This is a genomic window from Massilia aurea (assembly GCF_024753205.1).
GTDB classification, from domain to species: Bacteria; Pseudomonadota; Gammaproteobacteria; order Burkholderiales; family Burkholderiaceae_D; genus Telluria; species Telluria aurea.
Genome location: NZ_JANUGZ010000002.1, coordinates 640,588 through 656,634, shown reverse-complemented (window position 1 = coordinate 656,634; position 16,047 = coordinate 640,588). Strand labels below are relative to the sequence as shown.

Annotated in this window: 3 protein-coding genes; 2 read left to right on the top strand and 1 reads right to left on the bottom strand. The window is 66.1% G+C overall.

All coding sequences use genetic code 11. The features are described 5' to 3' along the window. Positions 1-8 precede the first annotated feature (8 nt). Positions 9-14,513 carry a hemagglutinin repeat-containing protein gene (locus tag NX775_RS08400; protein ID WP_258835588.1) on the top strand — a complete coding sequence of 4,835 codons (14,505 nt, stop codon included), beginning with the start codon at positions 9-11 and terminating at the stop codon, positions 14,511-14,513. Next, positions 14,510-14,866, top strand: a complete 357-nt coding sequence (locus tag NX775_RS08395) for a hypothetical protein (RefSeq protein WP_258835587.1) — start codon at positions 14,510-14,512, stop codon at positions 14,864-14,866. The genes NX775_RS08400 and NX775_RS08395 overlap by 4 nt, the downstream gene beginning before the upstream one ends. 147 nt (positions 14,867-15,013) lie before the next feature. Here NX775_RS08395 and NX775_RS08390 read toward each other — a convergent pair whose 3' ends face one another. Continuing rightward, on the bottom strand, positions 15,014-15,994 hold the full coding sequence (locus tag NX775_RS08390) for an IS481 family transposase (protein ID WP_258835586.1): 981 nt from the start codon (positions 15,992-15,994) through the stop codon (positions 15,014-15,016). Positions 15,995-16,047: the final 53 nt, after the last annotated feature.

The following is a 16,047-nucleotide window of genomic DNA, read 5'->3' as shown; positions in this document are numbered from 1 at the left end:
TGCCAACCATGAACAAGCTTCGTTACCGTCTCGTCTTCAACCAGGCCCGTGGCATGCTGATGGCGGTCGGGGAAACCGCCCGCAGCCACGTCAAGGGACCGGGCGAGTCTGCCGCGCCGGCCGGTTTCGGCACGCGCCGGGGATCACCCGGCTTGCGGCAACTGGCCGTGCTGGTGGCGGGCGCTTTTGGCGGCATCTTGGTGTCCGGCGCCGCGCTGGCGCAGGTCGTGGCCGATCCGAATGCACCGGGTACGGAGCGGCCCACGGTGTTGAATGCAGCCAACGGCGTGATCCAGGTGAACATCCAGACGCCGAGCGCCGCCGGCGTGTCGCGCAACAAGTACACACAGTTCGACGTGCCCAACAGCGGCGCGATCCTCAACAATGCGCGCACCGATGTGCAGACCCGGCTGGGCGGCTGGGTCCAGGCCAATCCATGGTTGAAAACCGGTGCTGCACGCGTCATCCTGAACGAAGTCAATTCGAGCAACCCGAGCCGGCTGAAGGGCTTCATCGAGGTGGCGGGACAGCGCGCCGAGACCGTCATCGCCAACCCGGCCGGCATCGTCGTCGATGGCGGCGGCTTCATCAACGTCAGCCGTGCCACGCTCACCACCGGCAATCCGCTGTTGACCGATGGCCGGCTCACCGGCTTTGATGTGACGCGCGGCCAGATCGCGATCGAAGGCGCTGGCCTGAACGGCAGCGAGACTGATTACACCGCACTGATCGCGCGCTCGGTGCAGGTCAACGCGGGCCTGTGGGCCAGCCAGCTCGATGTCGTCACCGGCGTCAACCGGATCTCGCTGGGCGAGACGGCGAACGCCAGGCCGGGCGTGACGCCGGCCGAAGGGGCCGGCGCGCCCGAATTCGCGATCGACGTGGCCCAGCTGGGCGGCATGTACGCCAATCACATCTGGCTGGTCGGCACCGAGGCCGGGGTCGGCGTGCGCAACGCGGGCGAGATCGGCGCTGCGGCCGGCGAGCTGGTGGTGACCAGCAGCGGCCGTCTCGAGAATCGTGGCAGCATCGAGGCCGACCGGATCGAGCTCACGGCCACCAGTCTGGTCAACCGCGACGGACGCATCGCCCAGACCGGCGCGATGGCGCTGGACCTGGCGGCGCGGGACATGTCGAACAACAATGGCCGGCTGGGGCAGGCGGCGCCTGCGCCGGCAGCCACGCCCGCACCGGATGGCGCCGCCGCCCCCGATGCCGGAACCACGGTCCCGGCACTGCCGGTCGCCGCGACACCCGCGCCCGCGCCCGCGCCGGTGTCCGCCCCAACGCCGGCACCGGCTCAGCCTGCTGGCCTGATCAGGGCGACGGTGCTCGACAATGACGGCGGCCTGATCATCGCCAGCGGCGGTCTGCACGCCACCAGCGCCAGCTTTGCCAATCGCGGCGGCGAAGCCCACCTGGAGCAGCTGAGCGTGGCCGGGCCGGTGTTCGACAACGCCGGCGGCGAGCTGCAGGTGCGGCGCGCACTGAGCGTTACCCTTGACCACTTCGGCAACGTTGGCGGCAAGGTGCTGGCCGGCACGACGGCGCAGATTGTCGCCGGCACGCTCGACAACAGCGGCGGCCTGCTGCAAGCGGCCAACCTGACGTTGCAGACCGGTGCGCTGGACAACAGCGGCGGCGCGCTGCGCCACACCGGCGCGGCGCCCGCGACATTCACGGTCGATGGCGTGCTGCATCAAGAGAAGGGCAGCATCGACAGCGCCAGTTCGCTGGCGCTGCGGGCCGGGCAGATCAGCGGGGCAGGCGGCGTACTGAACGTGACGGGCGACCTGGATGTGCGCAGCGGTGCGACGAGTGCGGCGCAGGCCAGCTGGCGTGTGGGCGGCGACGCACGCATCGACACCGGCGACCTGGACGCCAGCGGCGGCGCCATCAGTGTGGGCGGAGCTCTGGCACTGTCTGCCTTTAACCTCGACAACACCGGCGGCAAGCTGGTGGCCGGAGCCGCCGCCAGCATTCGAACCGGCGGGGTGCTCGACAACACGCGCGGCCTGATCCAGGCACAAGGCGGGTTCGACGTCGGCGTCGATGGTCAGTTGCGCAACAGCGCGGGCACGCTCGAAGCGCTGGGTGGACGCGCCACGTTCGCACTCCGGGCGGCGCAGATCGACAACGCGGCCGGCCGGATCGTCAACGCCGGGGCCGGCGCCACCAGCATCGACGCCGGCAGCATCAGCAGCAGCGGCCTGATCGGGGGTAACGGTGGCCTTGGCATCACCGCCGGCCAGCTGGCGAACACAAGCGGCGGGCATATCGTGTCGGCTGCCGACATGCGCTTGTCCGTCCGTGGTTTGCTGGCCAACCAGGGCACGATCGCCACCGCCAGCGGTGACAAGGGTGCACTGGCAGTCGACGCCGGGCGCCTCGACAACGACGCCGGCACGCTGCAAGCCGATGCCGGTGCGCGCATCGTGGTGGCGCAGGCTGTGCGCAACGCCGGCGGCACGATCGCGGCCGGGACCGACCTGCTGCTGCGCGCCGCTGGCGACATCGGCAACGCGCGGGGCGCCATTCTCGGCAAACGCATCGTGGTCGAAGGCGCCAATATCGGCAACGATGGCGGCCGCATCGTCAGCGCCGGCGATGCCATCGTGCAAGCCGCCGGCACCATCGCCAATGGCGGCGCGATCGGCGCCGGTGGCGCTTTGGTGCTGGCCGCGCGCGTGCTGGATAACGGGGTGCAGGGCGACATTGCCGCGCAAGGCCCGCTACGCCTCGATGTCGACACCCGCGTGGTCAATACCGGCCGCATCAGCAGCACGGGGGCGCTGACCCATGACGCGCGTGGCGCCGTCCTGGACAACAGCGGCGTGATCATCGCGGGCGCCGCGCTGGATCTGCACCTGGACCGGATCAACAACGCAGGCGGCGCAATGCTCACGACGGACGGCGGCGCCATGGCGCTGTCGGCCAATACCCTGGACAACCGCGCGGGACGAATCATGGCCGGATCCGCGGCCGGGCTCGACATCAGCGCGAACATCGACAACGCACAGGGCCTCATCCAGGCTGCCGGCGCGCTCGCCGTGGCTGCCGGTACGCACCTGGACAATGCCGCAGGCGTGATCGAAGCGCTCGGCGCAGACGCCTCCCTGCGGCTGCAGAGCGGCTCGGTCGACAACACGGCGGGGCGGATCGTCAATGTCGGCAACGGGGCCACGCTGATCGGCGCTGACGGTCACATTGCCAGCACCGGCCTGATCGCCGGCAATGGCGACGTGACGCTGGCGGCGCGCACGATGCAGACCGGCGGCGAGCTGCGCGCTGGTGGCGCGCTGGCGCTGCAAGTGAGCCAACGGCTGGATAACAGCGGCGCCATCAGCGCCGCCACCGGCCTGCGCATGGAGCAGGCTGGCGCCGCGCTGCGCAACAGCGGCACCGTCGTCGCCGGGCGCGACATCGTACTGGCAGTGAGCGAAATCGATAACAGCAACGGCAATATCGCCAATGCGCGCGGTGCAAACGCCGACCTGGTGCTGAGCGCTGCGCGCATCGTCAACCATGGCGGCGCCATCATGGCCGAACGCAACGCGATGCTTGCAGCAACAGACGGCATCCACAACGCTGGCGGCCTGGTCCAGGCCAGGGAAGACCTGCGGCTGGAAGCGGGCGGCGCGCTGGACAACAGCGGCGGCGCGATCGAGACGCTGGCCGCAGCCGGCACGCTGCAGGTGGATGCGGCCGCCTTGCAAAACGACCGCGGCCGCATCGTAAACACCGGCGGCGGCGCGACCACGCTGCATGTGGATGGCACGCTCGACAATGGCAGCGGCCTGATCGCAGGCAATGGCGCGCTCGCGGTGACAGCGCACACGATGCGCAGCAGCGCTGGCGGCAGCATTGCATCCGGTGCGGCGCTGACCATCACGGCCAAGGACGGCATCGACAATGCCGGCGCCATCAGCAGCCGCGCCACGCTCGCGCTGGAATCGGCGGCGCTGACCAACCGCGGCACGCTCGTGGCCGGCGCCGATGCGACGATCCGCACCGGCGTGCTGGACAACGACGGTGGAAAGATCGCCAGCGCTGACGGCTCGGGCGCGCGCCTGGACGTGACGGCGGCCAGCCTCACGAACCGGGACGGCAGCCTGCATGCCGACGCCGCACTGGTGCTCAAGGTGACCGGCGCCATCGACAACACGAAGGGCGCGCTGCAAGGCGTGACGGCGGTGGGCATCGACGCCGGCGCCGCGCTGGAGAACGACGCCGGCCTGATCGAAGCGACCGGCGCGCAGGCGCAACTGGCGCTGCAGGCCGGGGCGCTCGCCAACGGCAGCGGACGCATCGTCAACGTCGGCAGCGGCGCGACCGCCATCACTGCCGGCACGATCGCCAGCAACGGCCTGATCGCAGGCAATGGCGGCCTGGACATCACCACCGCCACGCTGCGCAATGACGCCAGGGGCACGCTGGCATCGGGCGCGGCCATGAGGCTGGCCATCGGCGCCACGTTCGGGAACGCCGGCGCCGTCAACAGTGGCGGCGCGCTTGCCATTGCCGCGCACGACGCCAGCGTGCGCAACAGCGGCGTCGTGACCGCAAACGGCGCCTTGACGCTCGACAGCGGTGCATTCGACAACGACGGCGGCCAGCTGGCCACGGCCAAGGGGTCCGGCGCGGCGCTGCGCATCGACGCTGTCGATATCAGCAACCGCAAGGGCATCATCCTGTCCGATGCGGCAGCGGCCATCGCCAGCGCCGGCGGGATCGACAACGATGGCGGCACGCTGCAGGCGGCCGGCTCGCTCGATCTGGACGCGGGCGCGGGCATCCGCAACGACGCCGGCCTGATTGAAACGCTGGACCAGGCCGCCACGCTGGCGCTGCGGGCGCAGGCGCTGGACAACGGCAGCGGACGGCTGGTGAACGTGGGCACGGGCGACACCACGATCGCGGTGGGCACGCTGACAAACCGGGGCCAGCTTGCCGGCAATGGCCAGGTCACCATCGCCGCCGGGCGCATCGACAACGGCGCGGGCGGCACGATCGCGGCCGGGCGTGGGCTGGGCATCGACGCCGGCAGCGCCATGGACAATGCCGGCGCGCTCAGCAGTCATGACGCGCTGGTGCTGCGCGCCGCAGCGGCGAGCGTGCGCAACAGCGGGCAGATCGTCGGCGGGACCGACGTAACGCTCGACGCGGGCAGCTTCGACAACAGCGGCGGCCAGGTCGTCACGACCGCCGCCGGTGGCGGCGACCTGGTGCTGCGCAGCGGCGACATCGTCAACGCGGGCGGCGCCTTGGTGGCTGCCGGCGGCGCGCGGATCGACGCTAACGGCAAGCTCGACAACACCAAGGGCGCCATCCGCGCCGGCGATGCGCTTGCCATCGCGGTCGCGGCCAGCCTGACGAACAACGAGGGCGGCATCGAAGCGGGCGGCGCGGCGGCGACGCTGGACATCACGGCGCAGGCCATCGATAACGGCAGCGGCCGCCTGGTGAACGCGGGCAACGGCGCCACCCGCATCGTGGCCGCCACGCACCTGAGCAACCAAGGCATGGTCGGCGGCAACGGGGCGCTGCTGGTGCAGGCCGACAGCCTCGCCAATGGCGCCGCCGGCACGCTCGCGGCTGGCGCGGCCATGGACTTGCAGGCCGGCCGCCTGCTCGACAACGCCGGTGGCATCAGCAGCGCAGGGGCACTGACGGTGGACCAGAAGCAGGCGGCCATCGCCAACCGTGGCACGGTGGCCGCTGGCGGCAAGGTGACGCTGCGCGCCGCTTCGATCGTCAACGACAGCGGCCAGATCGCCACCGCCAACGGCGCCGACATCGCGCTCGACAGCATGCACGTCCTGAGCAACCGGAGCGGCGCCATCGCCGCCGCCGGCAACGCGACCCTGAGCGCCGGCGGCGCCATCGACAACAGCGGCGGCCGGGTGCAGACACCGGGCCGCTTGCAGGTAAGCGCCGGCGGCGCGCTGGAGAACACGGCGGGCGCGCTGGAAGCGACCGGCGCGGGCAGCACGCTGGCGCTGGACGCCGCCGCCATCGCCAACTCGGGCCGCATCGTCAACAGCGGCGCGGGCAGCACCACGATTACCAGCGGCGCGGGCATCGTCAATACCGGCACCATCGGCGGCAACGGCGCGCTCGACCTGGCCGCGGCGACCCTGTACAACGGCGCTGCCGGCGTCATCGTCGCCGGTTCGGCACTCGAACTGGCGATCCGCCAGAGCCTGGAGAATGCCGGTGGCAGCATCAGCAGCGGCGGCGCGCTGCGCTTCGATCAGGCCGGCGCCACGTTCGCCAACAGCGGCCGCATCGGCGCCGGCGGCGCCCTCGACATCCGCGCCGCCGGCATCGACAACGGCGGCGGCCAACTGTACACGGCAGCCGGCTCGGGCGCGGCGATCACGCTGGCAACTGGCGCCCTGCGCAATATTAGCGGCAAGGTGGCTGCCGACGGCCGCCTGGACATTGGCGCCAGCGGCGCCGTGTACAACGACGCCGGCACCCTGCATGGCGGACGTGGCCTGGCGCTGGGCGCCGGCCAGGCACTCGTCAACGGCAGCGGCGTGGTCGAAGCGGCCAGTGGCGCACTCGAGGTGCGCGCCGCCTCGATCGACAGCAGCGGACGCATCGTCAACGGCGGCAGCGGCGACACCGCCATCGCCAGCCAGTCAGGCATCGTCAACAGCGGCGCCATTGCCGGCAACGGCAGCTTGCGCATCGCCGCCGAGAGCCTGCACAACGGGACCGGCGGCCAGATCGGCGCCGGCGGCGCGCTGCAGCTGGACGTGCGCCGCGAGCTGGCCAACGCGGGCGCCATCAGCAGCGCCGGCAGCATGACCTTCGACCAGGCCGCGGCCAGCCTTGCCAACAGCGGCACGATCGATGCCGGCGGGCGCGCCAGCTTCGTGGCCGCATCGTTCAACAACGACGGCGGACGGATCTCGACCGTGAAGGGATCGGGCGCCGACATCAGCATCACTGCCCCCTGGCTGAGCAACCGCAACGGGGCGATCCTGGCCGACGGCCGCGCCAGCTTGGGCATCAACGGCGCGCTCGACAACCGTGGCGGCACACTGCAGGCCGGCAGCGGCCTGGTGCTGAATGCGGCGGGCGCACTGAGCAACGATGGCGGCGTCATCGAAGCGATCGGCGCGGACGCCGCCCTGAGTATCGATGCCGGGACCATCGACAACGGCAGCGGCCGCATCGCCAATCTTGGCCGGGGCGAGACCCGCCTGGCCAGTCAGGGCGACATCTCGAACAACGGCACGATCGCCGCCATGGGCAACTTGCTGCTGGGCGGGCAAACGCTGCAAAACGGCGCCGCTGGCCATATCGCTTCCGGCGGCAACATGACGCTGGCAATCAACCGTCAGTGGGCCAACCGGGGCAACGTCAACAGCAGCGGCGCGCTGACCTTCGACCAGGCCGGCGCCGTGTTTGTCAACAGCGGCCAGGTCATGGCGGGCGGCGACGTCCTGATCCGGGCAGCGCAGGTGGACAACAGCGGCGGACGCCTGGGCACCGGCGATGGTTCCGGCGCCAGCCTCACCTTGATCACCGGGCAGCTGAGCAACGGCGGCGCGCGCATCGCCACGGACCGCGACCTGCACGTGAGCACCCGTGCCCTGAGCGGCTTGGGCCAGCTGTTTGCCGGGCGCGACCTGGCGCTGTCGATGGACGGCGATTATGTGCATGGCCAGGCCGGGCAGATCGGCTCGAACCGCGACCTGAGCCTGGCCGTGACGGGCACCATCACCAACAACGCCGCATTCCAGGCAGCGGGCAAGCTGACGCTGTCGGGCCGGCAGATCAGCAACGGCGCCGGCGCCGTGATCGAAGCGCAGGCGCTGTCGCTGCGCGCCACCGACGACGTGACCAATGCCGGCGAGATCCAGGGCGCTGGCACGCTCGAGATCGCGGCGGCGTCGGTACGCAACAGCGGCGTGGTGGCCGGCGGCGCGGTAACGCTGTCGACCGGCAACCTGGACAACACCGGCAGCGCCGCACTGATCGGCGCCACCGAGTCGTTGCACCTGGGCGTGGACGGCACGCTGAACAATACGGATGGCGCCACGCTCTACAGCGCCGGCAACATGGCCATCGGCGGCGTGGGGGGCGGCTCGACCGGCCTGGTCAACAATCACTCGTCGACCATTGAGGCGGCCGGCGACCTGGCGCTCAATGCCGGCACGCTCACGAACGTGCGCGACAATGTACGGATCGAGCAGGTGACGACGGTGGACGAAACCGTCAACATGCGGGTGCCTTCCTGGCGCGAGAACGGCAGAAACCACGATTATTACGATCCGAAATCATCCAACTACAACCCGCACGAGCTGTATTTCGTCAACCCCAACGACATTCTGGAAGAAACGGCCTTTGTCACGCCGGATGGTCATATGATCACGCGCGCCGTGATCCGCACCCATGCCAATGATTCGGCTTTCTTTGTCGCAGGCAGCGGCGAGTATGGCGCCTATGGCACCCAGCAGCGCATCCGGAATACGGACGGCACCAAGGTCATTTATTACTTCGGGCGCTCCGTCATGGCCAATCCCGACCAGGGTGGGCCGCAGGGCAATATCCTCGATGGCCGCGAGGGGATGAAGAAGTGGGCCGAGCAGGTGACGTTCTCGGGCGCCTACGGTACCTGCAGCACCGACTGCATCCGGCTGGTGACCCAGCCAGGCTATGACGATCCGCGCAACACGATCATCCGCCAGACGCTCAGGCAACTGGCGCCGCAACACGAAAAAGAGGAACTCAAGCGTGATGCGCATCACGTGGCGGTGGAAAACCGGGTCGCCGCAGGCGCCGGTGCGCAGTCGCAGATCCTGTCGGGCGGGAACATGACGCTGGCGGTGCGCGACGTGATCGACAATCAGTACGGCGACATCAAGGCGCGCGGGCAGTTGTGGATGACCGGTACCGCTGCAATCGTGAATACAGGCGCAACGCTCTACCGCACGCACACATTCGATGGCTACTGGTACACCTACGACAACACCAAGACTTACTACAAGCAGGACAGCATCTCGGAGGTGATCGGCTCGGCCAGGGGCGTCATTGAAGGCGCCCAGGGCGTCTTCATCAATGGGCGCAGCTTCACCAACGTGGACGTCACCGCCGGCACGGTCGGCAATATCCGGGATTCGGTGCAGGTGATCGGCAGCGGTCAGTCCGGCGCCGGCAGTGCCGGCGCGAATGCGGCCAGCGGCAACGGCGGCGGCGCGGTCCTGGGCCACGTCACTGGCAGTGGCGGCGGCACCGGCGCTGTACTTGCTGGCGCCCAATCCGCCAGCAACGGCAGCAGCCTGGCCACCGCCGGGCGGAGCAGCGCCAGTGGCGTACAGAATCAGCTTGCCGGCGGCAGCGCGACCGGCGCCAGCGGCGTGACCAATGGCGCAGGCGCCAGCGGTAATGTCAGCGGCAGCGGTGCAGGCAACGGCCTGAGCGTGCACGGCGCAGCCGGCGCCAGCGGCGTACGCAACGATGGGCAGACCACCGTGATCGCGCATGCCGGCGCGGACCAGATCGGCGCCGGCGATGTGCGCAGTCTCGGCGGCGCTGCCGGCCAGGGCGCGACCAGAGTCCAGGGCAGCGCCATCGGCGAAACACGAAAAGTCGCCCCCGGCGGCCTGTTCCTGCAGAACCAGAACCCGTCAAGCGACTACCTGTTCGAAACGCGCCCGCAATTCGCCAAACAGGATCAATGGACCAGCAGCGATTTCCTGCTCGACCAGCTCGCCCGCGACCCGGCCCTGACCCAAAAACGCCTGGGCGACGGTTTCTACGAGCAGCGCCTGGTGCGCGAGCAACTGGCCGAGCTGACCGGCAGCGCACCGAACAAGGGCTTGAGCGACGACACCATCTACAAGAACCTGCTCACGAGCGGCGTGAGCGCCGCGCACGAGTTCGGCCTGCGCCCCGGCGTTGCTTTAAGCGCCGAGCAGGTCGCGCATCTGACGAGCGACATTGTCTGGCTGGTGAGCGAGACCGTGCAGCTGCCCGATGGCCGCATCGAAACGGTGCTGGTGCCGAAGGTGTACGTGGCGCACGCCGGCAAGGCAGCGCTCACCCCGGGCGGCGCGCTCGTCACGGGCGACGGCGTGACGATTAGCGTGACCGACAGCATCGCCAACATCGGCGGCGTGATCGACGGCGGCAATGGCCGCACGGTGCTGGTGGCGGGACAGGACATCGTCAACCGCGGCGGTGCGATTGCCGGCGGCAACGTCGCCCTGCAGGCCGGGCGCGACATCAGGAACGAGTCGCTCGTGGTCAAGGACAGCTGGGCCACGCAGCAAAACAGCGGCAGCACGACGGCCTTGTCGAACACGGCCAGTATTGTCACCACGGGTGCCTTGAACATCGATGCCGGGCGCGACCTGACCGACCTTGCCGGCAAGCTCAGCGCGGGTAGCGCCGTGATCACGGCTGGGAACGACATTCGTTTCGACACGGTCAAGACGGGCAGCACCTACGATTCGCTGATCAGCGGCTACACCGAGAGCAACAGCAGCGTGACGCATCAGCTGAGCCAGGTGAGTACCGGTGGCGACCTGGTGATGAAAGCAGGCGGCAACCTGAACCTGACCGGCACCCAGGTGGCGGTGGGCACGGGAGGCAAGGGCAACGGCGTCATTTCCGCCGGTGGCGCGATCAATATCGCGGCGGTGAAGAATGAGGCCAATTCGTCGGTCATGAACGACGCGTCGAGCAAGGCGTATGACAAGCAGGTGCATCGGAACGAGACGATCGTTGGCGCCGGCGTGGCCGCTGCCGGCGACCTGACCGTGCGGGCAGGCGTTGGCGGCAGCGCCGACCTGAACGTGACGGGCAGCACGCTGGCAGGCGGGGGCAACGTGGCCCTGTCGTCGACCAACAACGTCAACATCGCGAGCACGACCGAAAACCACTTGTCGGATGTGGCAACCCATCGCGAGTCGAGCAGCACCTTCAAGAAAAGCAGTGCCACAAAGGCCGACTACAGCGCCACGACGCAGGCCATCGGCAGCAGCATCAGCGGCAATAACGTGAGCATCGCGGCGAAGAACGACATCACCGTGGGCGCGAGCGAACTGGCCGCGACCGATGCGCTGGCACTGGGTGCGGGCCGCGATTTGATTGTCACGACGGCAGCGATGACCAACACCGAACGCCATACGCTGGAAGAAAAGAAAAGCGGCTTTTCGGTCAGCGCCGGCGGCATCGGCTACAGCAAGGGGCAAGAGCAGCAGACCAGCGGCAGCGAGTCGGTCACGCAGGTGGGCAGCGTGCTGACCGGCGCGAACGTGACGACGGCCAGCGGACGCGACACCGTCATTCAGGGCAGCACCGTCGTGGCCGACGACGACATCGCCATCAGCGTCGGGCGCAATCTGGCCATTGTCAGCGCCCAGAACAGCGTGAGCGAAGACTCGGCCAGCAGCAGCAAGCAGTCCGGCATGATCGGCAGCTTCTTCCAGCCATCGATCGGCACCGTCAAGAACAAGCAGGACGGCACGCGCGAGGCCGTCACGCAGTCGGGCAGCCAGCTCGCCAGCCTGGACGGCAACGTCACGCTCACGGCCGGCAACACCTACACGCAGACGGCGAGTGACGTGCTGACGCAGACCGGCGATATCGTCATCGGCGCCAATAACGTCCTGATCACAGCGGCCCAGGACACCACCATGGGCACCGACCATTCGAGCTACAGCAAGACCGCCATCGGCGGTACGGTGAGCGCGCCGCTACTTGAGGCGGTGCGCACTGTGGCAAGCATGGCCGAGGCGGCCAAGGACACGGGCAACGCGCGCCTGACCGCGCTGGCAGCGATCAACGCTGCCTCGGCGATCAGCGAGATGCCGACGTCGGTCGAGGCCGTTCAGAAGGCCGGCATCCGCGTCAGCATCGGCCTGAGCAACACGAAAAGCGAAAGCACGACCAACTCGGCCAGCAGCACCGCCGTGGGCTCGACGATCAAGGCCGGCGGCAACGTGGCGATCATCGCTACAGGCGCGGGCCAGGCCAGTAACCTGACCGCCATCGGCAGCCAGATCACTGGCGGCGACAGCGTCACCCTGGCGGCCGACAACAAGGTCAACCTGGTGGCGGCGGAAAGCACGGCAAGCCAGCACAGCACGAACAAGTCGAGCGGCAGCAGCATTGGTGTGGGCTTTGGCATTGGCGGCACCTCCAACGGTTTCACGATCGACCTGGCCGTGAACAAGGCGCGCGGCAATGCAGACGGCGAGGACGTGACCTACACGAATACCCACGTCAATGGCGGCCAGAACGTGACGGTCATCAGTGGCGGCGACACCACGCTCAAAGGCGGTGTGATCACCGGCAAGAACGTGATTGCCGACATCGGTGGCGACCTGAACATCGAAAGTCTGCAGGACCGCAGCACGTTCGAGAGCAAGCAAAAGAGTGCGGGTTTGAATGCCAGCCTGTGCCTTCCACCATTCTGCTACGGCGCCAGCACGGCCGGCGGCAACTTCGCCAAGTCGAATGTCAACGGCGACTTCCTGTCGGTGCAGGAGCAAAGCGGCATCAAGGCCGGCGACGGGGGCTTCCAGGTATCGGTCGGCGGCAATACCGATCTGAAAGGCGGCGTGCTCGGCAGCAGCCAGGCGGCGATCGACGAGGGCAAGAATCTGCTGTTGACCGGCAGTTTGAGCGCATCGGACCTGATCAACAAGGACGAGCACAGCGCCAGTGGTTTTTCGCTATCTGGTTCGGTCAGCGGCATGCTGGGAGACCAGTCGGGCAGGCCGGGGAATCTGACTGAGGCGCAGAAAGACGCGGCCCAGCAAGCTGGCAAGCCGACGGCAAGTGGCGGCATCGGGTCGGTCAGCGGTAGCCAGGGCAGTGTCACCCAGAGCGGCATCAGTGGCGGTGTTGTTGTGATCGCCGATCAGGACAAGCAGCTGGCGACGGGCAAGAGTGCCCAGGCGGTGCTGGCCGGACTGGATCGTGAGGTGACGTCGGCATCGTCCCAGAGCGCAGGTGCGTTGGCCAAGGACTGGGATGCGCAGCAGTTGCAGAAGGATGTCGATGCACAGGTGGCGATCACGGAGAAGTTCAGCAAGATAGCGCCGAAAGAGATTGCCGATTTTTCGAACAAGAAAGCGGCGGAACTAGAAGCACAAGGAGCGAGCCCGGACGAGATCGCGAAGTGGAAAGAAGGCGGTATTTACCGGACTGCGCTGCATGGGGTCAGCGGTGGTTTGACTGGCGGCTTGGGTGGTGCGCTAGGCGCAGGCGTTGTCGCCGGGTCTGCCGAAGCGCTGGAGACACTGCAAAAGAATGTTGAAATGGCGTTGCTAGAGCAAGGTGTCGGTCTTGAAGCTGCTAGGGCGATGGCGCAGTCACTGGCGCAGGCTACGGCGATTGGTGTGGGTGCTGCTGTCGGTGGTGAGGCGGGGGCAGCGACCGGGTTGGCGACGGATACGAACAATCGGCAATTGGACCGTAAAGAAATAACTCTGCTTGAGAGATTGCAGAAGGGGAAGAGCCCTGCTGGGCAGCAGAGACTGGCCGACGCTGCTTGTGCACTCACGCGGTGCTCGGCTGGCTTGATGGATGGGCCAGTGAAAGACGCCTTGCAGGCACAGGAAAAGCGTGGGCAGCAATATACTGCTGAACAATCGTTGCTATTAAAGACTGGCGAGTTTGCGTATAGCCCTGTGCACAAGGCAATTGACGCGTTCGATCGGGCGACGCGCACAGCAACTAATGGAGGATCAGAAGCAGTCTTCAATATCATCGGTTGGGCTGCTGACGGGTTGGCTGATCAACTGAAAAGTGCAGGGCGTGGTGCAGTTAATTTAGGCTATCAAGTTGCGACGCATGGACCATTCGGGAATGCACAGACGCCGCCTGATCTGTTTGATGATTCGAACGGACCGAGACCTGGAGGTGCTACAGTATCGGTGATACCAGTGCCAATGTGCGTGCCGCCAGTTTGTGCACTTGTATCGGTACCTGTGGCTACTCCGGGTACGCCGGGTTATGTTCCCAGCAATGCGTTGTTGTCGGACTCAGGTGGGGAGGGGGCAGGTAATTCCGATACAGCTCCACGTGCTGATGGGGCAAATAGCTCAGTAGACTCCTATGTATCTGGGTTGTATAAATTAGAAACGCCGACCGGCAAAGCCAGCGGTAGATTTGAGGTCGAACAGACCGGCCCTTACAACTATCGCGTACCTGCAGGTAATACAACGATCGACATAGATGGCTATAAGGGCACAACAATGCTTGACGCAAAATTCGTTGAAAAGCCCGCCAATAGTCCTTACATAGAAAATTCAAACGTGCCATCGTTCTTGCGAGATAAAATTCGGAACGAGCAACAGTGGGAATTTGAGCGGTATAAAGCAGCGATAAACGATCCGACCGTTCCGTTCAATCGACTTGAAGTGCTTACTAACGAACCAAGAGCTGTTCCTTATTTCCAATCTTTAATGGATCAATTTAATACGCCAGGTACCGTTAAGGTTGTACCAACTCAGATACCAAAGAAAGTCCCGGGGTCAAGATGAGTAAACTATTAATCTACATTGGTGAAGGCCAATGTTTCGACTTGAGCCGCACCGCAGCAGCTATTGCAGCAATTGACGGTGTCTCCAACGTTCGCCAAGGAAATTTTATCGGTGCGGTATTTGAATGCGATTACTCATGCGCTCGTAGGACAACAGTTGTTCGAATCAGCAACGACCTGGAGACAGTTACTGTCGAGGGGCTTGGTGAGGAGGCGACAGACTTTGCTATTAAACTGCAACAGTCTTTGCCAGAGCCGCCGTTGCACGTTATTGATATGGATTACAGCTTTAACTTGGAGCTGTCCAGATTCCAGTCTGGGGACGAGTTAAGGGAGGCAATTGAGCAGGAATGACGAAGGCCGGCTGCCAACGGGCGGGGCAGTGCTGATAAATAGATGCGGATTGAGCTGTATGGGACCGTTGGCCGCATCGGCGCAAGTGATGGGGGCGCCGTATCCTTTTTCTATCTGGTCGTAGCCTGTTTTTATCCTAGACGGCTCCTATTTGTCAAGACCCGGCTGGTAATATACGCGTTTCCTGAACAATTCGGGACGTTTCTCATACCACTGCTTGAGTGCCTGAACAGGCGTTTTGTGGCTGAGCGCTCGTTGCGGAATGCTATGGTTGTAAATCTTGACGTAATTGCGCAGCGTCGACTCCAGCTCGGCTCTTGAGCCGAAGCGAGTCTGGTTCACGATGTCGCTGATGCGGCCGTTGAAGCGTTCTACCATGCCGTTGGTCTGTGGATGGCGCGGCGGAATAAGGCGGTGCTCGATGCCGAGCTGCTTGCACAGTCGGTCGAACACGTGCGTACCGCTGGGTTCTTTCTTCTTGCCGCCGGCCGTGAAGCGATCGGTGAACTGGCTGACGTTGTCAGCCCGCAGCTTGACGATCTTGACGGGACAGGCCTGCTGGACCTTGCTCAGGAAGTTGACACTGCTGCCATCGGTCTGGTTGGCATAGAGCTCGATGAAAACCCAGCGCGTGGCACGGTCGATCGCAACGAACATGTAGCGTCTTGCCGTCTCGTCGGGCATCTGCGGCAGGTACTTGGTATCGATGTGGATGAAGCCGGGCTCGTAGTCCTTGAAGGTTTTCTTCGTCGCCGGCGCGCCATCGTCTTGCTTGACCAAGTCGCGTAAGTCAGACACACCGTGGCGACGAAGGCAGCGCCCCAGGCCAGCTCGTGAGACGGCTGGATTGATGAACTCGCGCGTGACCGCCAGCAGGTCGTCATTAGGCAACAGCAAGGTTGTGCACAGCTCCACCACGATGAGCTCCTGCTCAGGCGTGAGCGTCGTGTACATCTTGCACGGAGCATGCGACTTGTCTTCAGGAGACTCGCGGTTTTGCCACTTCCGGATCGTCTGGCGGGTGACGTTGTACATCCTCGCCAGTTTGGCCTGCGAGAGCGTCGAGTTTCTGATTTCCTCACGGATCAGGTGGGTAGCGCGGGCTTGGCTGTGCAGTGCCTGGGTCATCGAGTGGCCAGTGAAAAGTCGGATTGGAACAGTGTACGCAAAACGTGTCTGGC

Excerpts from the sequence above, each read along its gene's own strand:
- NX775_RS08400 (WP_258835588.1), top strand. The coding sequence starts at position 9 with ATGAACAAGCTTCGTTACCGTCTCGTCTTCAACCAGGCCCGTGGCATG.
- NX775_RS08395 (WP_258835587.1), top strand. The coding sequence starts at position 14,510 with ATGAGTAAACTATTAATCTACATTGGTGAAGGCCAATGTTTCGACTTG.
- NX775_RS08390 (WP_258835586.1), bottom strand. The coding sequence starts at position 15,994 with ATGACCCAGGCACTGCACAGCCAAGCCCGCGCTACCCACCTGATCCGT.